23 protein-coding genes are annotated in these 25,438 nt (G+C 59.5%); 16 read left to right on the top strand and 7 right to left on the bottom strand.

The features are described 5' to 3' along the window. Nucleotides 1–48 precede the first annotated feature (48 nt). The 5 genes from ffh (at nt 49) to rplS (ending at nt 3,621) form a co-directional block, all read left to right on the top strand. Nucleotides 49–1,425 (top strand): signal recognition particle protein, encoded by a 1,377-nt coding sequence (ffh, locus tag AC1D1M_RS20045; protein WP_056726162.1) that lies wholly within the window; start codon nt 49–51, stop codon nt 1,423–1,425. 251 nt (nt 1,426–1,676) lie between these two features. Continuing rightward, nucleotides 1,677–1,928, top strand: a complete 252-nt coding sequence (gene rpsP / locus AC1D1M_RS20040; protein WP_007972721.1) for a 30S ribosomal protein S16 — start codon at nt 1,677–1,679, stop codon at nt 1,926–1,928. Between the two features lie 5 nt (nt 1,929–1,933). Further along, nucleotides 1,934–2,470 (top strand): ribosome maturation factor RimM, encoded by a 537-nt coding sequence (rimM, locus tag AC1D1M_RS20035; RefSeq protein ID WP_007990026.1) that lies wholly within the window; start codon nt 1,934–1,936, stop codon nt 2,468–2,470. Nucleotides 2,471–2,472: 2 nt separating this feature from the next. Next, entirely contained in the window at nt 2,473–3,225 is a 753-nt protein-coding gene (gene trmD, locus AC1D1M_RS20030; RefSeq protein WP_007897583.1) for a tRNA (guanosine(37)-N1)-methyltransferase TrmD, read from the top strand. Nucleotides 3,226–3,270: 45 nt separating this feature from the next. Beyond that, on the top strand, nt 3,271–3,621 hold the full coding sequence (gene rplS, locus AC1D1M_RS20025) for a 50S ribosomal protein L19 (RefSeq protein WP_003175895.1): 351 nt from the start codon (nt 3,271–3,273) through the stop codon (nt 3,619–3,621). A 75-nt stretch (nt 3,622–3,696) separates the two neighbouring features. Here rplS and AC1D1M_RS20020 read toward each other — a convergent pair whose 3' ends face one another. Beyond that, the gene (locus tag AC1D1M_RS20020) at nt 3,697–5,499 is read right to left on the bottom strand and encodes a cation:proton antiporter (RefSeq protein WP_477776960.1); all 1,803 of its coding nucleotides are present in this window, start codon (nt 5,497–5,499) and stop codon (nt 3,697–3,699) included. 107 nt (nt 5,500–5,606) lie between these two features. On the opposite strand from AC1D1M_RS20020, the gene xerD reads away from it, so the two are divergent. The 6 genes from xerD to AC1D1M_RS19990 all read left to right on the top strand — a co-directional run bounded on the left by xerD (nt 5,607) and on the right by AC1D1M_RS19990 (nt 12,327). Next, nucleotides 5,607–6,503 (top strand): site-specific tyrosine recombinase XerD, encoded by an 897-nt coding sequence (gene xerD / locus AC1D1M_RS20015; protein WP_477776959.1) that lies wholly within the window; start codon nt 5,607–5,609, stop codon nt 6,501–6,503. A 254-nt stretch (nt 6,504–6,757) separates the two neighbouring features. Further along, nucleotides 6,758–7,489: a bifunctional protein-disulfide isomerase/oxidoreductase DsbC gene (gene dsbC / locus AC1D1M_RS20010; RefSeq protein ID WP_007971283.1), complete on the top strand. Its 732-nt coding sequence runs from the start codon at nt 6,758–6,760 to the stop codon at nt 7,487–7,489. A 134-nt stretch (nt 7,490–7,623) separates the two neighbouring features. Beyond that, a complete protein-coding gene (locus AC1D1M_RS20005) occupies nt 7,624–8,928 on the top strand; it encodes a homoserine dehydrogenase (RefSeq protein ID WP_338582821.1) in 1,305 nt (434 codons plus the stop codon). A 66-nt stretch (nt 8,929–8,994) separates the two neighbouring features. Continuing rightward, on the top strand, nt 8,995–10,404 hold the full coding sequence (thrC, locus tag AC1D1M_RS20000; protein ID WP_477776958.1) for a threonine synthase: 1,410 nt from the start codon (nt 8,995–8,997) through the stop codon (nt 10,402–10,404). Between the two features lie 118 nt (nt 10,405–10,522). After that, entirely contained in the window at nt 10,523–11,878 is a 1,356-nt protein-coding gene (locus AC1D1M_RS19995; protein ID WP_477776957.1) for a transporter substrate-binding domain-containing protein, read from the top strand. Nucleotides 11,879–12,039: 161 nt separating this feature from the next. Next, nucleotides 12,040–12,327 carry a DUF3509 domain-containing protein gene (locus AC1D1M_RS19990; RefSeq protein WP_477776956.1) on the top strand — a complete coding sequence of 96 codons (288 nt, stop codon included), beginning with the start codon at nt 12,040–12,042 and terminating at the stop codon, nt 12,325–12,327. 170 nt (nt 12,328–12,497) lie between these two features. Here AC1D1M_RS19990 and AC1D1M_RS19985 read toward each other — a convergent pair whose 3' ends face one another. Next, on the bottom strand, nt 12,498–13,466 hold the full coding sequence (locus tag AC1D1M_RS19985) for a TIGR02285 family protein (RefSeq protein ID WP_477776955.1): 969 nt from the start codon (nt 13,464–13,466) through the stop codon (nt 12,498–12,500). Then, entirely contained in the window at nt 13,420–14,619 is a 1,200-nt protein-coding gene (locus AC1D1M_RS19980) for a CaiB/BaiF CoA transferase family protein (RefSeq protein ID WP_477776954.1), read from the bottom strand. Before AC1D1M_RS19980 ends, AC1D1M_RS19985 begins: the two co-directional genes overlap by 47 nt. Nucleotides 14,620–14,766: 147 nt before the next feature. Between AC1D1M_RS19980 and AC1D1M_RS19975 the strand changes: the two genes are divergently transcribed. From AC1D1M_RS19975 to AC1D1M_RS19965, 3 genes are all read left to right on the top strand, one after another. Beyond that, on the top strand, nt 14,767–15,309 hold the full coding sequence (locus AC1D1M_RS19975) for a YaeQ family protein (protein WP_477776953.1): 543 nt from the start codon (nt 14,767–14,769) through the stop codon (nt 15,307–15,309). Between the two features lie 66 nt (nt 15,310–15,375). After that, complete coding sequence (gene recJ, locus AC1D1M_RS19970; protein ID WP_150672386.1) at nt 15,376–17,085, top strand: single-stranded-DNA-specific exonuclease RecJ; 1,710 nt, start codon at nt 15,376–15,378, stop codon at nt 17,083–17,085. Between the two features lie 329 nt (nt 17,086–17,414). Then, the gene (locus AC1D1M_RS19965) at nt 17,415–18,521 is read left to right on the top strand and encodes an NADH:flavin oxidoreductase/NADH oxidase (RefSeq protein ID WP_477776952.1); all 1,107 of its coding nucleotides are present in this window, start codon (nt 17,415–17,417) and stop codon (nt 18,519–18,521) included. A gap of 67 nt (nt 18,522–18,588) precedes the next feature. Here AC1D1M_RS19965 and glpD read toward each other — a convergent pair whose 3' ends face one another. The 4 genes from glpD to AC1D1M_RS19945 form a co-directional block, all read right to left on the bottom strand. After that, nucleotides 18,589–20,127 (bottom strand): glycerol-3-phosphate dehydrogenase, encoded by a 1,539-nt coding sequence (gene glpD, locus AC1D1M_RS19960; RefSeq protein WP_477776951.1) that lies wholly within the window; start codon nt 20,125–20,127, stop codon nt 18,589–18,591. Between the two features lie 247 nt (nt 20,128–20,374). Further along, nucleotides 20,375–21,130: a DeoR/GlpR family transcriptional regulator gene (locus AC1D1M_RS19955; protein WP_046042004.1), complete on the bottom strand. Its 756-nt coding sequence runs from the start codon at nt 21,128–21,130 to the stop codon at nt 20,375–20,377. Nucleotides 21,131–21,225: 95 nt separating this feature from the next. Continuing rightward, nucleotides 21,226–22,731, bottom strand: a complete 1,506-nt coding sequence (gene glpK, locus AC1D1M_RS19950) for a glycerol kinase GlpK (RefSeq protein WP_477776950.1) — start codon at nt 22,729–22,731, stop codon at nt 21,226–21,228. Between the two features lie 74 nt (nt 22,732–22,805). Next, nucleotides 22,806–23,657 (bottom strand): MIP/aquaporin family protein, encoded by an 852-nt coding sequence (locus AC1D1M_RS19945; protein ID WP_477776949.1) that lies wholly within the window; start codon nt 23,655–23,657, stop codon nt 22,806–22,808. A gap of 349 nt (nt 23,658–24,006) precedes the next feature. Between AC1D1M_RS19945 and ybaK the strand changes: the two genes are divergently transcribed. Further along, nucleotides 24,007–24,477: a Cys-tRNA(Pro) deacylase gene (gene ybaK / locus AC1D1M_RS19940; protein ID WP_477776948.1), complete on the top strand. Its 471-nt coding sequence runs from the start codon at nt 24,007–24,009 to the stop codon at nt 24,475–24,477. Nucleotides 24,478–24,566: 89 nt separating this feature from the next. Then, entirely contained in the window at nt 24,567–25,349 is a 783-nt protein-coding gene (locus AC1D1M_RS19935) for a PhzF family phenazine biosynthesis protein (protein WP_477776947.1), read from the top strand. Nucleotides 25,350–25,438: the final 89 nt, after the last annotated feature.

The raw sequence follows: 25,438 nt of genomic DNA, 5'->3' as shown, positions 1-25,438 counted from the left end.
CCGGGCCGCCATTATCCCGGTCTACACAGGGCCTGAAAGGATCGCGCAATGTTTGAAAACTTAACCGACCGTCTCTCGCAGACGCTGCGCCATGTCACCGGCAAGGCCAAGCTGACTGAAGACAACATCAAAGACACCCTGCGTGAAGTGCGCATGGCGTTGCTCGAAGCCGACGTCGCCCTGCCGGTGGTGAAGGACTTCGTCAATTCGGTCAAGGAACGCGCCGTAGGCACCGAGGTGTCGCGCAGCCTGACGCCGGGCCAGGCCTTCGTGAAGATCGTCCAGGCCGAACTTGAAAGCCTGATGGGCGCGGCCAACGAAGATTTGAACCTGAGCGCCGTGCCGCCAGCGGTCATCCTGATGGCCGGTTTGCAGGGCGCGGGTAAAACCACCACCGCCGGCAAGCTCGCGCGCTTTCTTAAAGAGCGCAAGAAGAAGTCGGTCATGGTCGTGTCCGCCGACGTTTACCGTCCCGCGGCGATCAAGCAACTGGAAATGCTCGCCGGTGAAGTCGGCGTTACCTTCTTCCCGTCCGACCTGAGCCAGAAGCCGGTCGAGATCGCGCAAGCGGCTATTAAGGAAGCGAAACTCAAATTCATCGACGTGGTCATCGTCGATACCGCCGGTCGCCTGCACATCGATGAAGAGATGATGGGCGAGATCAAGGCCCTGCACGCCGCGATCAATCCGGTCGAAACCCTGTTCGTGGTCGACGCCATGACCGGCCAGGACGCCGCCAACACGGCCAAGGCCTTTGGCGATGCTCTGCCGCTGACCGGTGTGATCCTGACCAAGGTCGACGGCGACGCCCGTGGTGGTGCCGCGCTGTCGGTGCGAGCCATCACCGGCAAGCCGATCAAGTTCATCGGTATGGGCGAGAAGAGCGAAGCGCTCGATCCGTTCCACCCTGAGCGTATCGCCTCGCGTATCCTCGGCATGGGCGACGTGCTCAGCCTGATCGAGCAGGCGGAAGCGACCCTCGACAAGGACAAGGCCGACAAACTGGCCAAGAAGCTGAAGAAGGGCAAGGGCTTCGACCTCGAAGACTTCCGCGATCAGCTGCAACAGATGAAGAACATGGGCGGCCTCGGCGGGCTCATGGACAAGCTGCCGAACATGGGTGGCGTGAACCTGGCGCAGATGGGCAACGCCCAGGGCGCGGCAGAGAAGCAATTCAAGCAGATGGAAGCCATCATCAACTCCATGACCCCAGCCGAGCGCCGCGACCCTGAGATGATCAGCGGTTCGCGCAAACGCCGGATCGCCATGGGTTCCGGCACTCAGGTGCAGGACATCGGCCGCTTGATCAAGCAACACAAGCAGATGCAGAAAATGATGAAGAAGTTCTCTGCAAAAGGCGGAATGGCCAAGATGATGCGCGGCATGGGCGGAATGTTGCCCGGCGGCGGCATGCCAAAGATGTAAAGAATTCGCGCCGGCTATCAGGTCGGCGCTACCCCCACACGGATGTGGGATACACAGCAAACCCGCACTTGGCGGGAGCTGACCGGCCGTTTTCAACGACGGCTCTATAGCAAATCTGCATGGCGGCCGATAGACCGCCGGAAAAAGTCATTTGCAAAAGTCCGGATATTCCTTAGAATATGCGGCCTTTCGGGCACCCATGCCCGCTGTGCCTTTAGATTTGCAGCACCGACTACAGGAACGATGTTCACATGCTAACAATCCGTCTTGCCCTTGGCGGCTCCAAAAAGCGCCCGTTTTACCACTTGACCGTAACCGACAGCCGCAACCCGCGCGACGGTTCGCACAAGGAACAGGTTGGCTACTTCAACCCTGTTGCTCGTGGTCAGGAAGTTCGTCTGTCCGTGAACCAAGAACGCGTAGCCTACTGGCTGAGCGTTGGTGCACAACCTTCTGAGCGCGTTGCTCAGTTGTTGAAGGAATCTGCTAAGGCTGCGGCCTGAGCAATATGAACGCGACGCCAGCCATTGCTGATGATTTGATCGTTATCGGCAAGATTTATTCTGTTCACGGCGTTCGCGGCGAAGTGAAGGTGTACTCCTTTACTGATCCGATTAAGAACCTGCTGGATTACAAAACCTGGACGCTCAAGCGTGAAGGCAATGTAAAGCAGGTAGAGCTGGTCAGCGGACGCGGGAACGACAAGTTCCTGGTCGCAAAGCTCAAGGGTCTCGATGATCGCGAAGAAGCTCGTCTTCTGGCCGGTTATGAGATCTGCGTGCCGCGCAACCTGTTCCCTGAACTGACCGACGGCGAGTACTACTGGTACCAGCTGGAAGGTCTCAAGGTCATCGACACCCTCGGACAACTGTTCGGGAAAATCGATCACCTGCTGGAGACCGGCTCGAACGATGTCATGGTGGTCAAGCCTTGCGCTGGCAGCCTGGATGATCGCGAACGCCTGTTGCCCTATACGGAGCAATGCGTGTTGGCCGTCGACCTGGCCGCGGGCGAGATGAAGGTGGATTGGGACGCGGATTTCTAAGCGTGGCTAACTTGCGCGTAGAAGTGATCAGTCTGTTTCCCGAGATGTTCTCCGCCATCAGCGAGTACGGCATCACCAGTCGGGCGGTGAAACAGGGGCTCTTGCAGCTCACCTGTTGGAATCCGCGAGACTACACGACGGATCGACATCACACTGTGGACGATCGCCCGTTTGGCGGTGGTCCGGGCATGGTGATGAAGATCAAGCCCCTGGAAGATGCACTGGTTCAGGCCAAGGCAGCAGCCGGGGAGGCGGCGAAGGTAATTTACCTGTCCCCCCAAGGCCGTCAACTGACTCAGTCGGCGGTACGCGAGTTGGCGAATCTGGATGCATTGATCCTGATTGCCGGCCGCTATGAAGGCATTGACGAGCGTTTTATTGATGCTCATGTCGATGAAGAGTGGTCGATTGGCGACTATGTACTGTCTGGCGGCGAGCTGCCGGCGATGGTCCTGATTGATGCGGTTACACGACTGCTGCCTGGAGCTTTAGGGCATGCGGACTCCGCCGAGGAAGATTCCTTTACGGATGGTTTGCTGGATTGCCCGCACTACACCCGACCGGAGGTGTATGCGGATCAGCGTGTTCCCGACGTATTGCTAAGTGGCAATCACGCGCACATCCGGCGTTGGCGTTTACAGCAGTCCCTTGGTCGGACCTTTGAACGACGCGCCGATCTTCTGGAAAGCCGCTCGCTTTCTGGAGAAGAGAAGAAGCTGCTCGAGGAATACATCCGCGAGCGGGACGATAGTTAACAACGTATCGATGGTAGATCCGACGATTTACCTTAGGAGCACAGCATGACTAACAAAATCATCCTTGCACTCGAAGCAGAGCAGATGACCAAAGAGATCCCTACCTTTGCCCCGGGCGACACCATTGTCGTTCAGGTGAAAGTGAAGGAAGGCGACCGTTCGCGTCTGCAAGCGTTCGAAGGTGTTGTTATCGCCAAGCGTAACCGCGGCGTAAACAGTGCATTCACCGTTCGTAAAATCTCCAACGGTGTTGGCGTAGAGCGTACTTTCCAGACCTACTCCCCGCAAATCGACAGCATGGCTGTCAAGCGTCGCGGTGACGTACGTAAAGCCAAGCTGTACTACCTGCGTGACCTGTCGGGTAAAGCAGCTCGCATCAAGGAAAAACTGGCTTAAGTCCAGCATCCGATGCAAAAAAAAGCAGCCTGCGGGCTGCTTTTTTGTTGCCTGCGATTTGCTACTCGCTTGGATTTACACCGTCTCGGGCTGGATCAACGCCAACAACGTCCATCCCGCCGAAGGCTTCAGCGTGCTTTCCGGCGTCACCACATGCACCCAGCCACCGTCATCGCGCACGAACAGCAAGGTCGCACGTTCGCCATGCAGTGCGCGGTAATCGTCCCAACTGAAGCCGTCGGTCAATGTCGTGCTGTACAGCTCGGCGCCCTGGCTCAATTGGCTGGCGAGTTTGGCGTAGGTCAGCGCTTCGCTGCCCAATTGATTGCCTCGATGTTCCAGGCTGGTGCGATGCTTGTCGGTGCGGCGGCTTTCCTGGCCGCTGGCCAGGCCGAACATGCGTTGATGGCCTAGTTCATGACGAAAGCGCATCAGCGCCAGGGTGTTCATCTCGCCGGAGGGTGACAACGCCAGCAAATGCCCGAGGCCGACCAGGTCCAGGTGCGCATCGGCATGTTGCGACGCCGGGTTGCCAAAATAGGTCGGCAAGCCTTCCATCCTCGCTGCGCGAATGTTTTCCCAGCTCGAATCTGTCAGCAGTACGCGACTGCCCAGTTGTTGCAGGGCCTTGCCCAGCGTGCGGGCAGGTCCGTTGGCGCCGATGATCAGGAAGCCGCTCGGTGCCGGTTCCGCCACCTTCAACAGGCGAGCCAGCGGTCGTGCCGTCGCACTTTGCAACACCACCGTGCCGATGATCACCGCAAAGGTGAGCGGCACCAGCAGCAACGCTCCCTGATGACCGGCCTCATGCAGGCGAATGGCGAAGATTGCCGACACCGCCGCTGCCACGATTCCCCTTGGGGCAATCCACGCCAGCAGGGCCCGTTCGCGCCAGCTCAGGCTTGAGCCCGCCGTGCTCAGCAGCACATTCAAAGGTCGGGCGAAGAACTGAATGACCAGCAGCAAAATCAGCACCAGAGGCCCGAGGCCGATCATGGCGTTCAGGTCCAGCCGTGCCGCCAGCAGAATGAACAGGCCGGAGATCAGCAGCACGCTGAGGTTCTCCTTGAAGTGCAGGATGTGCCGCACGTCGACGCCTTTCATATTGGCCAGCCACATGCCCATCAGTGTCACGGCCAGCAACCCGGATTCATGGGTGACCTCGTTGGAGGCAATGAAAATACCCAGCACTGCCGCGAGCGCTGCCAGGTTGTGCAGGTATTCCGGCAGCCACTGGCGACGAATCAGGGTGCCGAGCAACCAGCCGCCAAAAATGCCGAACAGGCTGCCGCACAGAATCACGCCACCGAAGGTCAGCAGGCTTTCCTTGAAGCCGTCACCTTCGGCACTGGCGATGATGAAGCTGTAGACGACCACCGCCAGCAGGGCTCCGATGGGGTCGATGGCAATGCCTTCCCAGCGCAGGATGTTGGCAATCGACGCTTTTGGGCGCACGACGCGCAGCATCGGTACGATCACGGTCGGCCCGGTCACCAGGGTCAGACTGCCGAAAAGGATGGCCAGCATCCAGTCGAAATCCAGTAGCCAGTGAGTGGCGACAGCAATGACCATCCAGGTGGAGAGGGCGCCAATCGTGACCAGACGGTGGACGACGCTGCCGATTTCGCGCCACTCGGACAAATGCAGTGTCAGGCTGCCTTCAAACAGGATCAGCGCGACGGCGAGGGAAACCAGCGGCATCAGCAGTGGCCCGAACATTTCCTGCGGGTCGAGCAAGTGCAGCACGGGGCCGGCCAGGATGCCGGTCAGCAGTAGGAAAAGAATCGCCGGCAATTTCAAGCGCCAGGCCAGCCATTGGCAAAGCAGCGCTGCCGCACCGATTCCGCCAAACGCCAATAAGATCTGCTGCTCGCTCATTGCGGCTCCCTGTTCCTTGAAATCGCGGCCTATGAAAGACTAGCGGCCGTTTCCATGTCCATTTTTAATTTTGTGCGCAGCCTCAAGGCTGCGTGATTTGAGTGCCCATGCCTGCCATCGACCATCCGCTGATAGACCAATTCCTTGATGCCTTGTGGCTGGAGAAAGGCCTTTCCGACAACACCCGCGATGCCTATCGCAGTGACCTGGCGTTGTTCAACGGCTGGTTACAGGACAAGGGACTGGAGTTGGTCAATGCCGGGCGCGAGTTGATACTCGACCACCTGGCCTGGCGTCTGGAGCAAAACTACAAGCCTCGTTCCACTGCGCGATTTCTCTCGGGTGTGCGTGGCTTCTATCGCTATCTGTTGCGGGAAAAGATAATCGCCGTCGATCCAACGTTACGGATTGATATGCCGCAACTCGGCAGGCCGCTGCCAAAGTCCTTGTCTGAGGCGGATGTGGAGGCGTTGCTGAAGGCGCCTGATTTGAGCGAGGCCATCGGCCAGCGCGACCGGGCCATGCTTGAAGTGCTGTATGCCTGTGGCTTGCGGGTGACCGAGCTGATCAGTCTCACCCTGGAGCAAGTCAATTTGCGTCAAGGCGTGTTGCGAGTGATGGGTAAGGGCAGCAAGGAGCGATTGGTGCCAATGGGCGAGGAGGCGATTGTCTGGATCGAACGCTACATGCGTGATGCCCGCAGCGAACTGCTTGGCGGGCGCCCCAGCGATGTATTGTTTCCAAGCCAGCGTGGCGAGCAGATGACCCGGCAGACCTTTTGGCACCGGATCAAGCATCAGGCCAAGGTGGCCGGGATCGGCAAGTCACTGTCGCCGCATACCTTGCGCCATGCCTTCGCCACGCACCTGCTCAACCACGGCGCAGACCTGCGGGTGGTGCAGATGTTGCTGGGGCACAGCGATTTGTCTACGACGCAGATCTACACCCACGTTGCCCGGGCACGGTTGCAGGATTTGCATGCCAAGCATCACCCGCGGGGTTAACCGAAACCCTGTGGGAGCGAGCTTGCTCGCGATAGCGGCCTGACAGTCGATACATGTTTTGGATGTGATGCTGTCATCGCGAGCAAGCTCGCTCTCACAGGGGATTGTGTCGCCACAAATGTCTTGTGTCAGGTGCATTCGGCCCTGCGGACCTTATGTGATAGGCTGGGCCGGTTTGCACGATGGGCGGTTATGACCCGGTGTTTCGGCACGGGCGTTCTGATCGTCCCATATGTTCGCCTTCAGGAGTTCTCATGCGTCTGACCCAGATTTTCGCCGCCGCAGCCATTGCGTTGGTCAGCACCTTTGCCGTCGCCGATGACGCGGCTGACAAAGCCATTCGTAAAAGCCTGGAAAACCTCCAGCTCGAAGTGCCGGTGGAAACCATCACCGCCAGCCCGTTGCCCGGCCTGTATGAAGTCAAGCTCAAGGGCAGCCGTGTGCTGTACGCCAGTGCCGACGGCCAGTACGTAGTTCAGGGCTACCTGTTCGATCTCAAGGACGGCAAGCCGGTCAACCTGACCGAGAAGACCGAGCGCCTGGGTATCTCCAAGCTGATCAATGACATCCCGGTTGCCGAAACCGTGGTTTACCCGGCCATTGGCGAAACCAAGTCGCACATCACCGTGTTCACCGACACCACCTGCCCTTACTGCCACAAACTGCACGCCGAAGTGCCTGAGCTGAACAAGCGTGGCATCGAAGTGCGTTACGTCGCGTTCCCGCGCCAGGGCCTGGGCTCGCCGGGTGACGAGCAACTGCAAGCGGTGTGGTGCTCGAAAGACAAGAAAGCGGCCATGGACAAAATGGTCGACGGCAAGGAAATCAAGGCCGCCAAGTGCGATAACCCGGTTTCCAAACAATTCGCCCTCGGCCAGTCGATCGGCGTGAACGGTACACCGGCCATCGTTTTGGCCGACGGTCAGGTCATTCCGGGCTACCAGCCTGCGCCACAAGTCGCCAAACTGGCGCTGGGCGCGAAGTAAATTCGCATCGTCACGGTCAGCCATTGACGATCATGGTCCGGTAGCGACATTCGCCGGGCCATCAATAGAGAACCGCGAGTCTGCGGTTGTTTTCACGGCCGGCCTTGAGTCGGCCGTTTTATGGGGAGTTCACAGTGAAACCGGTCAAAGTAGGCATCTGTGGGTTAGGAACCGTCGGTGGCGGTACCTTCAACGTACTTCAGCGCAACGCCGAGGAAATTGCTCGTCGTGCCGGGCGTGGGATCGAAGTGGCACAAATTGCCATGCGCACGCCAAAGCCTCAGTTCCAAACGACCGGTATTGCGATTACCAACGATGTCTTCGAAGTGGCCACGAACCCTGAGATCGACATCGTTATAGAGCTGATGGGCGGCTACACCGTTGCCCGCGAGCTGGTACTCAAGGCCATCGAGAATGGCAAGCATGTGGTCACCGCGAACAAGGCGCTAATCGCCGTTCACGGTAATGAAATTTTCGCCAAGGCCCGCGAGAAGGGCGTGATCGTTGCGTTCGAAGCGGCGGTAGCCGGTGGCATCCCGGTGATCAAGGCGATCCGCGAAGGCCTGTCCGCCAACCGCATCAACTGGGTAGCCGGCATCATCAATGGCACCGGCAACTTCATCCTGACGGAAATGCGCGAGAAGGGTCGCACCTTCGAAGACGTATTGGCCGAAGCCCAGGCCCTGGGTTACGCCGAAGCGGATCCGACCTTCGACGTTGAGGGTATCGACGCCGCCCACAAGCTGACGATCCTGGCGTCCATCGCGTTCGGTATTCCGTTGCAGTTCGACAAGGCTTACACCGAAGGCATCACCAAGTTGACCACCGCCGACGTGAACTACGCCGAAGCGCTGGGTTACCGCATCAAGCACCTGGGCGTGGCGCGCAGCACCGCGGCCGGTATCGAACTGCGCGTGCACCCGACGCTGATCCCGGCCGATCGCCTGATCGCCAACGTCAACGGCGTGATGAACGCGGTGATGGTCAACGGCGATGCTGCCGGTTCGACCCTGTTCTACGGCGCTGGCGCCGGCATGGAGCCGACCGCTTCGTCGGTGATCGCCGACCTGGTGGACGTGGTTCGCGCCATGACATCCGACCCGGAGAACCGCGTGCCGCACCTGGCGTTCCAGCCGGATTCGCTGTCGGCTCATCCGATCCTGCCGATCGAAGCCTGCGAAAGCGCCTACTACCTGCGCATTCAGGCCAAGGACCATCCGGGCGTATTGGCTCAGGTCGCGAGCATCCTCTCGGAGCGCGGCATCAACATCGAGTCGATCATGCAGAAGGAAGCCGAGGAGCACGACGGCCTGGTGCCGATGATCCTGCTGACCCACCGCGTGCTGGAACAGCGTATCAACGACGCCATCGCTGCATTGGAAGCCTTGGCGGGTGTGGTTGGTCCGGTTGTACGGATCCGTGTCGAGCACCTGAACTAAGCCGATATCGTTGACCGGGCTCGCTTGCGGGCCCGGCACTACGAACACTGTCCATTGGAGTCAGTCATGCGTTACATCAGTACCCGCGGCCAGGCACCGGCCCTGAATTTCGAAGACGTCCTGCTGGCAGGCCTTGCCACCGACGGCGGTCTGTACGTCCCGGAAAACCTGCCACGTTTCACCCAGGAAGAAATCGCTTCCTGGGCCGGCTTGCCGTATCACGAGCTGGCTTTTCGGGTGATGCGCCCGTTCGTCACCGGCAGCATTCCCGATGCCGATTTCAAGAAAATCCTTGAAGAAACCTACGGCGTGTTCGCCCACAGCGCCGTTGCACCTCTGCGTCAGCTGAACGGCAACGAATGGGTGCTGGAGCTGTTCCACGGCCCGACCCTGGCGTTCAAGGACTTCGCCCTGCAATTGCTCGGTCGTTTGCTCGACTACGTGCTGGAAAAGCGCGGCGAGCGCGTGGTGATCGTCGGCGCCACCTCCGGTGACACCGGCTCGGCCGCCATCGAAGGCTGCAAGCACTGCGAAAACGTCGACATCTTCATCCTGCACCCGCACAACCGTGTGTCCGAAGTGCAGCGTCGGCAGATGACCACCATTTTTGGTGAGAACATCCACACCATCGCCATCGAAGGCAACTTCGATGACTGCCAGGAAATGGTCAAGGCTAGCTTCGCCGACCAGGGCTTCCTCAAGGGCACGCGCCTGGTGGCGGTGAACTCGATCAACTGGGCGCGGATCATGGCCCAGATCGTTTACTACTTCCATGCGGCCCTGCAACTGGGCGGCCCGGCGCGTTCGGTGGCGTTCTCGGTGCCGACCGGCAACTTCGGCGACATCTTCGCCGGTTACCTGGCGCGCAACATGGGGCTGCCGATCAACCAGTTGATCGTCGCCACCAACCGCAACGATATCCTGCACCGCTTCATGAGCGGCAACCAGTACGTCAAGGAAACCCTGCACGCCACGCTGTCGCCGTCCATGGACATCATGGTGTCGTCGAACTTCGAACGCCTGTTGTTCGACCTGCACGGTCGCAACGGCGCGGCCATCGCCGGGCTGATGGATTCGTTCAAGCAGGGCGGCGGTTTCAGCGTCGAGCAAGAGCGCTGGACCGAAGCCCGCAAGTTGTTCGACTCGCTGGCCGTGGATGACGCGCAAACCTGCGAAACCATCGCTGAAGTCTACGAGCAGACCGGTGAAGTGCTGGATCCGCACACTGCCATCGGCGTGAAAGCTGCGCGGGAATGCCGTCGCAGCCTGGACATTCCAATGGTGATCCTGGGCACTGCCCACCCGGTAAAATTCCCGGACGCCGTGGAAAAAGCCGGTGTAGGAAAAGCTCTTGAACTGCCTGTACATCTTTCTGATTTGTTTGAACGAGACGAACGTTGCACCGTATTGCCAAATGACCTGAAGGCCGTGCAGGCCTTTGTCAGTCAGCATGGCAACCGCGGCAAGCCGCTGTAACCTTCAGCGCCGTAACATTTTGAAGCCCGTCTCCTGACGGGCTTTTTCATTTCTGCATGCACACTTGTCGTGTTATCGCCGCGAAAGGACAGGCGAGTGGATCACCAAGGACGTGGGAATGCTGTTTACAAGTGTGTTCAAGTCGGTTGTGCGCTGGCTGTTTTTGCTCGGCATCCTGGGTGTTGCCCAATGGGGAGGGGCGAGCCCTGCATCGATTCAGGAGCGTGGGAAGTCTGTCGCTCGTTCAATGGTCGTGCTGGATGACCAGGAGTTGCAGTGGATGGCCAGCCATCCACGGGTCGTGGTCACGGCACTGGAATACCCGTTGTACCTGTTCAAGGATGAACATGGCCAATGGACGGGCTTGAACAGTGACCTGCTCAAACGCATCAGTGACATGACGGGGTTGCAGTTCGTTTACGAACAGTCTTTTTCCACCGATCAGATGCTGGCCCATCTGGAAAGCGGCGCGGCGGATTTGAGTACGACCCTGTCGATGAATGAAGAACGCAAGGCGTTTCTCGACTTCAGCCATGCGTTCGGCGGTGCAGGATGGGTCTTTGTCGGGCAGGTTGGGGCGCCGCCGGTGCAGTCGCTGGAGGATCTGGCGAAGCGGGTACTGGTGCTGCCGACCCGGCATGCACTGGAAGCGATGATCCGTCGCGATTATCCGTCTATCGAATTGCGTTCGGTTAAAACCTACGCCGAAGCCCATGCCTGGGTTGAAAGCGGCGAAGCCTACGCCACCATCGAAAGCGAAATCGGCGCCCGGCTTTTTCCGTCGGGCCGGTTGCAGATCGGGGCTGTGGTGCCGGGCAAATGGGATGCGGATTATCTGGCGGTGCGCAAAGGTCAGCCGCAGTTGCTGAGTATCCTCAACAAGGCGCTTGAGGCGTTTCCTGCGCAGGAGCTGCGCGATCTTCGCCTGAAGTGGTTCGGTGGCGCTACCGTGCCACAGCCGCCTGGCCTCTGGCAGCGGATTGACCAGTGGGTTTGCTGGGGGGTGTTGGTGCTCAGCCTGTTCGGCCTGTTGTCCCTGCTGTGGAATCGGCGATTGGCGGTGGTGGTCAGGCAACGGGTCGAGGCCCAAAGGAGTCTGCGCGATCAGCTCGCATTCCAGCATGCCCTGATGGATGCCATGCCTGACCCGATGTTTGTCCGTGATCTGCAAGGGCGTTTGATCATGTGCAACAAAAGTTATGAGGACGCCTTGTCGACGCGTTTTGACCGGATGCAGGGGCGGCAGTTGATCGAGGTCGATGTCATGCCCAGACAAACCGCGGAACTGCTGCATGCTGAGTTTCTGGCGCAGTTGAGTACGCGCAGGACGCGCTTCTTCGAGCGTCAATTGATGTTCAAGGAAGGTGTCAGGGATATCTACCAGTGGACCGTGCCGTTCTACACGGCGGATGGCCAGCTACGAGGATTGTTGGGGGGCTGGGCTGACATCGCCCGGCGTACTCGACAGACGTGATGGTTGCGTTTTTTCTCTGTCATGTTCGCCGTGCATGCTCTCTTGACTGGGCTGCAGGTTCGCTTGCGGTCAGTACCCAGAACTTTCTTCTCGGGCCAGTGGTTATCTGTTGCAGGCATACCCCAGGCACGTTGTTTTCGGACTATTGAGTGGTGATCGGGATGGAAAGTATCAGTTTGTTGCTCGGTGAGGCGCTGAGCCCGTATCAGGTCACACTGACCCCGTCAGGCATTCGTGGCGAATGCCGGGTGACCCTGAAGGATGCTATCGGCGCGACAGTGGTCGAGCGCGAGTTCAATCAGGTCCAGTTGAAAGATAAACGCTTGCTGACGGATGTGGTCGACGGTTTGCATCGCGACGTGCTGATCGCTGAAGGACGCCTTGAGCCTTGTGTCATCGCGGCATTGCGTAATGCGGCACAGGACAAGCTTCTGGCCAGCCGCAATTGAACGGATATTTGTGGGAACCTTCCCGCGCCCAGGTCAGTCAGACTTTGTAACAGCAGGATCAAGCATTGTGCTCCGGTGCTTGTAGCTTGCTGCTACTGGTCTCCAAGCAGGCCATGTTTAACCCCGAGTCGTCTCCCCACTTCTCGGGGTTTCTTTTTGCCCGGGATTTGTCATGGCTGCGCCAGATTGTCGAAAAACGCCTTGGTGTCTTTCAGGTAATCGCTACGGCTTTCAGGGTCCAGCCAGGCGGCGTAGGCCTCGTCAAGGCGTTCGCGGGGAAGGGTGCGCAGCACCTGGTTGATCTCGACAATGGCCTTCCGGCCATTTGGCGTGTCGGTGCAACCGATGTAACCGGAGAGGTATTTGCCCGTGCCACGAATCGGATAGAACTGCAGTTCATCCTCGGCGATGCCATGCAGCGAGGCCAGGTAGCGAACTTCCGGACGATAGCCCAACAGCAGACGCAAGCGTCCCAGGCGCTGCATTTGCAGCAGGCTGCCCAAGGCGTCGTTGCCGTAATGAGCGGTCAGCGCGTCGGCTGGCGCTTGCTTGAGCAGTCCGTCGAGGTATTCGCCGTAATTGCGCTCGGCAATAATCCCCAGTTTTTCGCGGCCGCTGGCGAGCAGCTCTGCCAGGTCCACTTCGCCATCCTTGATAAAGGGGGCCAGCACGTTCTGGTCAACGCGCCGCACGGCCAGGCCATTGCTCATGGCGCGGAAGACCGGGATGGAAAAGGCGATCCACTTTTCCCGTTCCTTGCTCCAGTTAAGCGCCGCGTCGCAGACCAGGGACGGTTCGTGGAGCATCTGCAGTCCACGCGCGCGATTGACCCTCATCACGCTGTGCTGGTATTGCGGCATGCCGGCAATCAACAGTGGAAGCAGTTGATCGATAACGCCCTGACCCTTTTTCGGCCCGTCGAAGATCGTCAGCGGCGGCAGGTCACGCTTGAGCCAGATCAGGGTTTCCTTGGATTGCGCCAAGGCTGACGGGGTCGGTTCAAGAAGCAGGATCAAGGTTGCCAGCACGCACAGCAGCCAGCCGCCGCGCGACGGGCAGTGTCGAATGGCCCATACAGGCCGGCGCCTCAGTTCAGATGGCTCCGTCTTTGCGCAACTGTGCGATCTGCATCGCGTCATAGCCAAGTTCCTGGAGTACCTGTGCGTTGTGCTCACCCAGTTGTGGCCCGACCCATTCACATTCACCGGGCGTCTCTGAGAGTTTCGGCACAATTCCCGGCATCTTGAAGTCTTTGCCATCCGGCAGCTTGGCTTGCAGGAACATTTCCCGCGCCAGGTACTGAGGGTCATTGAACATGTCTTCGGCGCTGAAGATCCGGCTGGCCGGCACCTCGGCCTGATTGAGCTGCGCCAGCACCGTGTCGAGCGGCAACGAGTTGACCCAGCGATCGATGACGCCATAAATCTCGTCGCGTCGGGCATCGCGGCCATCGTTGCTGGCAAGCAGAGGGTTGTTGGCCAGGTCTTCCCGGCCAATGATCAGCATGAAGCGTTTGAAAATCGCGTCGCCATTGGCGCCGATCTGCACGTGCTTGCCATCGCCGCTGGTGTGGATCGAAGACGGGGTGATGCCCGGCATGATATTGCCCGTGCGTTCGCGGATGAAGCCGAACACGTCGAACTCCGGGACCATGCTTTCCATCATTGCGAAGATGGCTTCGTACAGCGCCACGTCCACCACTTGCCCCTGGCCGCCGTTGACTTCGCGATGACGCAGGGCCATCAACGCGCCGATCACGCCCCAGAGGGCGGCAATCGAGTCGCCGATGGAAATGCCGGTGCGCACCGGTGGCCGGTCTTCGAAGCCGGTGATGTAACGCAGGCCGCCCATGGATTCACCGACCGCGCCAAAGCCGGGCTGATCTTTCATCGGGCCGGTCTGGCCGAAACCCGACAGCCGCACCATGACCAGTTTCGGGTTCAAGGCGTGCAGGACATCCCAGCCCAGGCCGAGTTTTTCCAGGACGCCGGGGCGAAAGTTTTCGATCAGGATGTCTGCCTCACCCAGCAGCTGTTTCAGGATCGCCTGACCGTCGGGGTGCTTGAGGTTGAGGGTCAGGGACTTTTTATTGCGGGCCTGGACGAACCACCACAGCGAAGTGCCTTCATACAACTTGCGCCATTTGCGCAATGGATCACCGCCGTCCGGGGATTCGATCTTGATCACGTCGGCACCGAATTCAGCGCAAATGCGCGAGGCAAACGGGCCTGCAATCAAGGTGCCCAATTCAATGACTTTCAGACCGGAAAGCGGTTTGGCGGTGAACGGCATGCTGGATCCTGTGGGGCAAAGGTTGGGCGAATAGAGCGTTTTAGCATAGCCGACTGTCCGACGCTCCAGCTTGATTGTGTTCAATTCGTGGATTGCCCGTCGCATCGGTTAGACTTGCCGCCTTTCCTCGTATCAAGAAGCCCGTTCATGGCCCAGCCGTCCACGACCTACAAGTTTGAACTGAACCTCACCGACCTCGACCGCAGCGTCTATGAGAGCGTGAAGCAGACCATCGCCCGTCACCCTTCGGAAACCGAAGAGCGTATGACCGTGCGCCTGCTGGCCTACGCCCTCTGGTACAACGAGCAGCTGTCTTTTGGCCGTGGTCTGTCAGAAGTGGATGAACCGGCCTTGTGGGAAAAAAGCCTGGATGACCGGGTCCTGCATTGGATCGAAGTCGGCCAGCCGGATACCGAGCGCCTGACCTGGTGCTCGCGTCGTACTGAACGCACCAGCCTGCTGGCCTATGGCAGCCTGCGCGTGTGGGAAGGCAAAGTGGTGCCGGCGGTGAAAAACCTGAAGAACGTCAACATCGCTGCCGTGCCTCAGGAAGTCCTGGAAACCCTGGCCAAAGACATGCCGCGCGTCATCAAGTGGGACGTGATGATCAGCGAAGGGACGATCTTCGTCACCGACGACCGTGGTCAGCACGAAGTCCAGTTGCAGTGGCTGGCCGGTGAGCGCGGCTGATTTTTCGCCGCTTTAGCGCATCACCCGGTCTTATCCTACGTATTGAAGAGAAGCATCTTTCACCCCATGCGCATCGAACCTCGCCTGCTGCCCGACACCCTGCCATTCCTCGGTGATATTCCGCCGCTGCTGACCCGCCTGTACGCGGCGCGGGGCGTGCAATCCGAGGCGGAACTGGACAAGAGCCTGGCGCGGTTGATTCCGTTCCAGCAACTCAAGGGCATCGATGCGGCGGTGGATTTGCTGGTCACGGCACTTGAACAGCGTCAGCGCATTCTGATCGTCGGCGACTTTGATGCCGACGGCGCGACGGCTAGCACCGTGGGCACGTTGGGTTTGCGCCTGTTGGGCGCGGCGCATGTCGATTATCTGGTGCCAAACCGTTTCGACTATGGCTACGGCCTGACGCCGGAGATCGTTGCGGTCGCGCTTGAGCGTCAGCCGCATTTGCTGATCACCGTGGACAACGGCATCTCCAGCGTCGAAGGCGTGGCAGCGGCGAAAAAGGCCGGGCTCAAGGTGCTCGTCACCGACCACCACTTGCCCGGTGACGAGCTGCCGTTGGCCGACGCCATCGTCAATCCGAACCAGCCGGGTTGCGAGTTCCCGAGCAAGGCGCTGGCCGGTGTCGGGGTGATTTTCTATGTGCTGATGGCCCTGCGTGCGCGGTTGCGCGAGCTGGGCTGGTACACCAGCAAGCCGCAGCCGAATATCGGCGAATTGCTCGATCTGGTGGCCTTGGGCAGCGTGGCCGACGTGGTGCCGCTGGACGCCAACAACCGGATTCTGGTGCATCAGGGCCTGGAGCGGATTCGCGCTGGACGTGCCCGGCCGGGGATCAAGGCGATCCTCGAAGTGGCCAAGCGCGATCATGCGCGCATCACCTCCACCGATCTGGGCTTCATCGTCGGCCCGCGCTTGAACGCCGCAGGGCGCTTGGACGACATGAGCCTGGGCATCGAATGCCTGCTGACCGAAGACGCAGGTCTGGCCCGTGAAATGGCTGCTCAATTGGACGGCATGAACCAGGATCGCAAATCCATCGAGCAGGGCATGCAGCGTGAAGCGCTGGCGCAGCTCAAGGATCTGCCGGTGGAGTCGATGCCGTTCGGCTTGTGCCTGTTCGATCCCGAGTGGCATCAGGGCGTCATCGGTATCCTCGCGTCGCGGATGAAAGAGCGTTATTTCCGCCCGACCATCGCCTTTGCCGATGCCGGAGATGGCCTGCTCAAGGGCTCGGGGCGTTCGGTCCAGGGCTTTCATATCCGCGACGCCTTGAGCGTGGTGGCGGCGCAGCATCCGAATCTGATCACCAAGTACGGTGGCCACGCGATGGCGGCCGGCCTGACGCTGCCGGAAGCGAATTTCCCCTTGTTCGCCGAAGCCTTTGACGCTGAAGTGCGCCGGCAGATGCGCGAAGAAGACCTGACGGGACGCCTGTTGTCGGACGGCACTCTGGCGGTGGAAGAGTTCCACCTGGAGCTGGCCCGTGCCCTGCGGCACGCCGGTCCTTGGGGGCAGCACTTCCCGGAACCGTTGTTTCACGGGGTGTTCCAGTTGGTCGAGCAGCGCGTGGTGGGCGAACGACACCTTAAAGTCGTGCTCAAAAGTGAATGTGGCTCGGTGAAACTCGACGGCATTGCCTTCGGGATCGACCGCGACATCTGGCCGAATCCGACCATCAAGTGGGTGGAACTGGCCTACAAACTCGACCTCAACGAGTTTCGTGGCAACGAGACGGTTCAACTGATGATTGCCCACATCGAACCGCGTTGAACCCCTGTAGGAGCGAGCTTGCTCCGGGCGGCGTTCCGACGATGGTCGTGAACGATAACGCGCTAAACCTGATGCCCAGCGGCGCCATTGGGTTTTTCGCGAGCGAGCTCGCTCCTACAATAGCTAAAGCAATTTCCCCGACACCAAATCCCTCGGAACCCTCCCTGATCCGTCGATGTCGACTAGGCTCTAAACACTGCTTGATTTTGGTCTTGTGACGTTTTGTCGAATTCTTTTGCCCGCGGGGGCGGGTGCTGTACCTTTTTCCTGTCACTCGTCGACTATTCAAACAGAACCTGGAGCCTGCCCACTGATTCGAGAGGTGCCCCATGAGTCTGCTGCTTGAACCCTTTACCCTTCGCCAATTGACCCTACCCAACCGCATCGCGGTATCGCCGATGTGCCAGTACTCCAGCACCGATGGCCTGGCCAATGACTGGCACCTGGTCCACCTCGGCAGCCGTGCTGTCGGCGGGGCCGGGCTGGTATTTACTGAAGCCACGGCGGTCACCGCCGACGGGCGTATCACGGCCGAGGACCTCGGTCTGTGGAATGACGAGCAGATCGAACCCCTGCAACGCATCACCCGCTTTATCACCGCCCAGGGCGCCGTTGCTGGCATTCAGCTGGCCCATGCCGGGCGCAAGGCCAGCACCTACCGGCCGTGGCTCGGCAAGCATGGCAGCGTCAAACCCGATGAGGGCGGCTGGGTGCCGGTCGGACCTTCACCGATTGCATTCGATCCACAGCACACCCAACCCAGACAACTGGATGACGGCGAGATCGCCAAGGTCATCCAGGCCTTTGTCGATGCGGCAAAGCGCTCACTGACGGCCGGTTTCAAGGTGGTCGAAGTGCACGCGGCCCATGGTTACCTGTTGCATCAGTTCCTGTCGCCGTTGAGTAATCAGCGGCGCGATCAATATGGTGGTTCGTTCGAAAATCGCATTCGGCTGGTGCTGCAGGTCACCGAAGCGGTGCGTGCGGTGTGGCCTGAAGAGTTGCCGGTGTTTGTCCGGGTCTCGGCCACCGACTGGGTGGAAGACGGCTGGAATCCCGATGAAACGGTGGAGCTGGCGCGCCGCCTGAAAGACCTGGGGGTGGACCTGATCGACGTCTCGTCGGGCGGGACGGCGGTGAATGCGGAGATTCCCACAGGGCCGGGTTACCAGACCCGCTTTGCCGAACGTGTGCGCAAGGAGTCGGGCATGGCCACCGGCACAGTCGGCATGATCACCGAGCCGGCCCAGGCCGAGCACATCCTGCGCACCTGTCAGGCGGACATCATCTTCCTGGCCCGTGAGTTGTTGCGCGATCCGTACTGGGCGCTGCATGCAGATGACGATCTGGGCGGGCACAAGGCCGTGTGGCCGGCGCAATATCACCGGGCGACTCACCGTGAACAGCCGATTCACGAATCGGATTTGCGCGACTGAAATCCATCGATACGAAAAAGCCCCTGAATCGCGAGATCCAGGGGCTTTTGTTTATGCCGATGACCGATCAGGCCGCTTCGATCTTGCTGCGGTTCTGTTCAACCTTGTTCAGATAGTCCTTGAGCTTTTCCTGCTCGGCTACCGTCGTGAACAAGCCGAGCTTGCTGCGCCGCCAGAGGATGTCGTGGGCGCTGGTTGCCCATTCTTCACTGCACAGATAGTCGACTTCACGGGTGTAGAGACCGCCGCCGATGTGCTCGCCCATATCGCTGAGGTTCTGTACGCCTTCGAGCATGCGCCAGGTACGGCTGCCGTAGGAGGTGGCCCAGCGGCGCGCGATCTCGCTCGGTACCCAGTCGAATCTGTCACGGATTCGCGAGCTCAAGGCTTGCGGGGTGGTCATGTCTTCACCGCCCGGCAGCGTGGCGCTGGCGGTCCAGCTTGGCTGGATGTGCTTGAAGTACGGTGCCAGTTGCGCCAGCGCCGACTCGGCCAGTTTGCGATAGGTGGTGAGCTTGCCGCCGAACACCGACAGCAACGGAGCTTCTTCGCCAGTGCCAGACAGTGCCAGGGTGTAATCGCGGGTCACGGCCGACGGGTTGTCGGATTCGTCGTTGCACAGCGGGCGCACACCGGAATAGCTGTGCAGGATGTCGTCGCGGCTGATTTGCTTTTTGAAATGGGCGTTGACCACGTTCAACAGGTAATCGGTTTCGCCGTCAGTGATCGCAACGGCTGCCGGATCGCCGGTGTACTCGCGGTCGGTGGTGCCGATCAGGGTGAAGTGATTCAGGTATGGAATGGTGAACACGATGCGCTGATCTTCGTTTTGCAGGATATGCGCGTGTTCGCCTTCATACAGTTTCGGCACGATCAGGTGGCTGCCCTGGATCAGGCGGATGCCGTATGGAGATTCCATCTTCAAGTCATCGCGAATGAACTTGGCGACCCACGGCCCGGCCGCATTGACCAATGCCTTGGCGCGGATCGAAAACAGGCTGCCATCGGCGCGTTCCAGGTGCAGGTGCCACAGGCCCTTGGTACGGCGCGCGCTGACGCAGCGGGTTTGAGTGTGAACGTGGGCGCCGTTTTCCCGGGCGGCCATGGCGTTCAATACCACCAACCGCGCGTCATCGACCCAGCAATCGGAGTATTCGAAGCCTTTGGTGATCTCGCTTTTCAGGGCGCTGTGGGGGCCGAACTTCAGGCTTTTCGAACCTTGTAGTTGCTCGCGCTTGCCCAGGTTGTCATAGAGGAATAGACCGGCGCGGATCATCCACGCCGGGCGCAGGTGCGGGCGGTGTGGCAACACAAAACGCATTTGCTTGACGATGTGCGGAGCCTTGGTCAACAGCACTTCGCGTTCGGCCAGGGCTTCACGCACCAGGCGGAATTCGTAATGTTCGAGGTAGCGCAGGCCACCGTGAATCAGCTTGCTGCTGGCCGACGAGGTATGGCTGGCCAGGTCATCCTTTTCGCAAAGGAACACCGAGAGACCGCGACCGGCGGCATCCGCTGCGATCCCCACGCCATTGATCCCGCCACCGATGACGGCGATATCGTAGACCTCGGCGAGAGGGGGCGTGGGCAATGTGGAAGTGGGCATCGGCTCGGCCTCGGAATTCTTTGATGTTCTGTATTTGAATTCGAACATTAATGTTCATTTGCGAAAATACTAGCCCATAAAGACACGCGCAGCCAGTCAGTTTCGATTGAAAATGCTCATCGAAGGGCCGTTAAAGGAAAATATACGAACATAAAAGCAAAAGATCGCAGCCTTCGGCAGCTCCTACAGGATTGAGTGCATCCGTAGGAGCTGCCGAAGGCTGCGATCTTTTAAGACTGGGAAGGGCTTAAACGACTTCGAGCCGAACCTTGTGCTGGTTCAATAGCTGCGCCAGCGCCGGGGAAGGCTGCTGATCGGTGACCAGGCAATCGACCAGGCTGATCGGCCCCAGGCGAATCATGGCGTTGCGCCCGAATTTGCTGGAGTCGGCCGCGAGGATCACTTGCCGGGCATTGGCGATGATCGCTTGGGATACCCGTACTTCCTGATAGTCGAAGTCCAGCAGGCTGCCATCCTCATCGATGCCACTGATGCCGACCAGGGCGAAATCGACCTTGAACTGATTGATGAAATCGACACTGGCCTGACCCACCACACCACCGTCACGCCGCACGTTGCCGCCGGTCAGCAGCACATCGAAATCGTCCTTGGCGCTGAGCATGGAGGCGACGTGCAGGTTGTTGGTGATGATTTTCAGATGGTTGTGATTGAGCAGTGCCCGGGCAATGGATTCGGTGGTCGTGCCGATGTTGATGAACAACGAGGCATGGTCGGGAATCTGCGCGGCAATGGCTTCGCCGATACGCTGTTTCTCATCGCGCATCTGATCGGCGCGCATGGCGTAGGCGGTGTTTTCGACACTGGAGTCGTAAGCCGCGCCGCCGTGGTAGCGACGCAACAAATTGGCTTCCGCGAGCTGATTGATGTCGCGGCGAATGGTCTGTGGGGTAACAACGAACAGCGTGGCCATTTCCTCGATGCTGACATAGCCGCGTTCGCGGACCAGTTCGAGGATTTGCTGCTGACGGGGAGGCAGATTCATGGGGCGTCCTTTGGGCTGCCGTGCAAAATTTGCCCATGATGCCGCAGGAATCTGCTCCCTACCAGTTACATACAGATACGGGGGCTGGAGTTTACTTATTCAGCTGCGTCTTCAGCCGCCCAATCACGGGTGCGGCTGACGGCTTTTTTCCACCCTGCGTAGAGTTTTTCCTTCGCCGTTTCATCCAGCATCGGCTCGAACTTGCGCTCAATCACTGCCTTGCCACGCAACTCTTCCAGGCTGCCCCAGAAGCCACAGGCCAGGCCTGCGAGGTAAGCCGCGCCGAGTGCCGTGGTTTCGCGCATTTGCGGGCGCTCGACCTGCGTGCCGAGGATGTCGGCCTGGAACTGCATGAGGAAGTTGTTGGCCACTGCGCCGCCGTCCACGCGCAGAGCTTTCAGACGCTCCCCAGAGTCCTGCTGCATGGCGTCCAGCACGTCGCGGGTCTGGTAGGCAATCGATTCCAGCGCAGCCCGAATGATGTGATCCACGCGTACGCCGCGGGTCAGTCCGAACAATGCACCACGGGCGTACGGGTCCCAGTAAGGTGCGCCGAGACCAGTGAAGGCCGGCACCAGGTACACGCCGTTGCTGTCCTTGACCTTGTTGGCGAAGTATTCGGTGTCGTGGGCGTCGTTGATGATCTTCAGTTCGTCACGCAGCCATTGCACGGTGGAGCCGCCGTTGAACACCGCACCTTCCAGGGCATAGGCCACTTCGCCACGCGGGCCGCAGGCGATGGTGGTCAGCATGCCGTGTCGGGATTTCACGGCTTTGTCGCCAGTGTTCATCAGCAAGAAGCAACCGGTGCCGTAGGTGTTTTTCGCCTGGCCTGGCTCGACACACATCTGGCCGAACAGAGCGGCTTGCTGGTCACCGGCAATGCCACCGATGGCGATGCCGCTTTTGGTGTGGCCGTAGATCTCGGACGACGATTTGACTTGCGGGAGCATCTCACGCGGGATGTCGAGGACTTCCAGCATCTTCGCGTCCCACTCCAGGGTGTGGATGTTGAAGAGCATGGTGCGCGAAGCGTTGGTGTAGTCGGTGACATGCACCTTGCCGCCGGTAAATTTCCAGATCAGCCAACTGTCGACGGTGCCGAACAGCAGCTCGCCGTTGCGCGCGCGTTCGCGGCTTCCTTCGACGTTGTCGAGGATCCACTTGAGCTTGGTGCCCGAGAAGTAGGGGTCGGTGACCAGGCCAGTGGTTTCGCTGATGTATTGCTCGTGGCCATCGCGTTTGAGCTGCTGGCAGATCTCGGTGCTGCGTCGGCACTGCCAGACGATCGCGTTGTAGATCGGGCGGCCGGTGTTCTTGTCCCACACCACGGTGGTTTCGCGCTGGTTGGTGATGCCGATGGCCGCCACCTGGTCGTGGTGCAGGCCGGCTTGTGCCAGGGCCTCGACCATCACGGCGCTCTGGGTGGCGAAGATCTCCATAGGATCGTGCTCAACCCAACCGGCTTGCGGGTAATGCTGAGCGAACTCCCGTTGGGCGGTGCAGACCACGTTCGCGTCGCGGTCGAAAATGATCGCGCGGGAGCTGGTCGTACCCTGATCGAGGGCAATGATGTAGTTCTTATTCTGTGTGTCGGTCATGTCGATTGCCTTGGACGAAATAAGGGAGTGAGGTCTGGCGCGCGATCAAAGGGCAGGGGCACGCGCCAACGGTATCAAGAAGTTCTGGGTTTGCCGTCAATGGCAGCTGTTGCATCCTTTGTAGCAGGTACGGCGCTGGGCAGATGGCGGGCAATCAACCCACGATAGGCTGCAGCACCGAGGCAGGCACCGACAATCGGTGCAAAAACAGGAATCAGGAAATACGGAATATCGCGTCCGCCGGTGAAGGAAATTTCACCCCAGCCAGCGAAGAAAGTCATCAGTTTAGGGCCGAAGTCCCGCGCAGGGTTCATGGCAAAACCGGTCAGCGGTCCCATCGAGCTGCCGATCACCGCAATCAGCAGGCCGATCAGCAGCGGTGCCAACGGGCCTTTTGGCAGGCCATTGTTGTCGTCGGTCAGGGACATGATCACGCCCATCAGGATGGCCGTAATGATCACCTCGACCAGAAACGCCTGGGCGGTGGTCAGTACAGGATTCGCGAAGGTAGAGAACACGGAGGCCAATTCAAGGCTTGCCTGGGTTCCGCGGACCATATGGTGCGTTTGTTCGAATTCGAAGAATAGATTGCTGTAAAGCGTGTAAACCAACAGCGCTCCACAGAAGGCACCTGCCACCTGAGCGAGAATGTAGAAAGGCAATTTACGCTTTTCGAAGTCCGCGAAAATGCTCAAGGCAATGCTGACGGCAGGGTTCAGATGAGCCCCGGAAACCCCAGCGCTGAGGTAGATCGCCATGCTGACGCCGACGCCCCAGATAATGCTGATTTCCCACAAGCCAAAACTGGCACCAGCGACCTTGAGCGCGGCAACGCAACCTGTACCAAAAAAGATCAGCAGCGCAGTACCCAGAAATTCGGCCAGGCATTGGCTCGAGAGCGACGGTTGTTGTAAAGCAGTTGTCATTGAAACCTCAGTTTTTTTTGTTGTCTGGCGCTTTTTCCCATCATGGTTGGAGCGCGGTTTTCAGCGAGGCAGGATCCCCATCCTGGTCGCGGTTTACTGCTGGGTACAGCGGTAGGACGTTTCGTGCAGTTTCAGAAACGAAAAAATATAGACAAGAAACGCTGCTGTCAAAGGTCGAAAGTGAACCGTCGGTCATAAAAAAACTATTCATTGCATGAATGAACGAGCCATTGGGGGATGGGATGGCCAGGCAATGGCGTCATGGATGCGCTGCCCTGGAGCCTTTTAATGATCAATGTCCTAGAATCGGGCGCAGTATTTTTCTTCTGTCGCCCAGTCTGGAGCTGTCATGACCCCCGCATTGGATTTGTTGAAAAAGGTTCGGGCCGAACATCGCGTACACAGTTACGAACATGATCCCAAGGCCGCCTCCTACGGGCTGGAAGCAGCGGAAAAACTCGGGCTGGATCCGGCGCAGGTGTTCAAGACTTTGCTGGCGGCCAGCGAAAAGGGCGAGTTGCTGGTGGCCGTGGTGCCGGTTGTCGGCAGCCTGGACTTGAAAGGGCTGGCCCACGCCGCGGGCGTGAAAAAGGTCGAAATGGCCGACCCGGCGGCAGCGCAGCGCTCTACTGGCTATTTGTTGGGCGGGATCAGTCCGCTGGGGCAGAAAAAGCGTTTGCGGACATTCATTGATAGTTCGGCCCAGCCCTTCGCCAGCATTTTTGTCAGTGCGGGTCGGCGTGGGCTGGAAGTCGAACTGGCACCGGCCGTACTGGCCGAACACACCCAGGCGAAGTTTGCCGATATCGGTCGGGTGTGAGCGCTGTATGGTGAAAATCAGCCCGCTCTGTCACTGGTGCTGGTTCGGCCAGCGCGGCATGCTCTGCGGACAAACCAAGGGAGAAGGTTATGCAGCTTGAGTTTCATCAGGTCGACGCGTTCAGCAATCAGCCATTCAGTGGCAACCCGGCAATGGTCTATCGGCTCGATACCTGGCTCGCCGATGAGTTGATGCAAAAGATTGCGGCCGAACACAACCTCGCCGAAACGGCGTTTGTCGTGCGTGAAGGGCAGGGCTGGCACATCCGCTGGTTTACGCCGACCACCGAGGTGCCATTGTGCGGTCACGCGACGCTGGCTAGCGCCTATGTGCTGTTTGAGATCTATAAAGAGCCCGTCGAGCGACTGGACTTTATCTGCCAATCCGGCCCGTTGAGTGTGACCCGTGAAGGTGGGCGCCTGTGGCTGGATTTCCCGGCGATCATCCCCTCGGAAATCGGCGTGACCCTGGATGTCGAGCGTGCCCTCGGCGTTGAGGCTGTCGATGTGCTGGGCTCGAATGAGTTGTTTGTGGTGCTGGAGTCCGAGCAAGCGGTGCTCGACTGCAAGCCGGACATGGTGGCTCTGGCGAAACTGCCGTGGTTGGGCGCCATCGTGACGGCGCGTGGCAATCAGCACGATTTCGTCTCCCGCTATTTCGCACCGGCAATTGGTATCAACGAAGACCCGGTGACCGGATCGACCCATTGCCTCCTGATTCCGTACTGGTCGAAGCGTTTGGACAAGTCGAGCCTGACGGCTTTTCAGCGTTCAGCGCGGGGTGGGGAGTTGTTCTGCCGGCTGGACGGCGAGCGGGTGAAGATCGGCGGCAATGCAACGCTCGTTGCGAGCGGTACGCTGATGTTGGGCTGATCCAAAACCACTGTAGGAGCGGGCCTGCTCGCGATAGCGGTATCACATTCAACAGAGGTGTTGACTGATTCATCGCCATCGCGAGCAAG

The sequence above is a fragment of the Pseudomonas sp. P1_F7 genome, assembly GCF_056405655.1.
The sequence above is the reverse complement of the archived record's forward strand: the minus strand, read 5'-3'. Positions and strand labels throughout refer to the sequence as shown.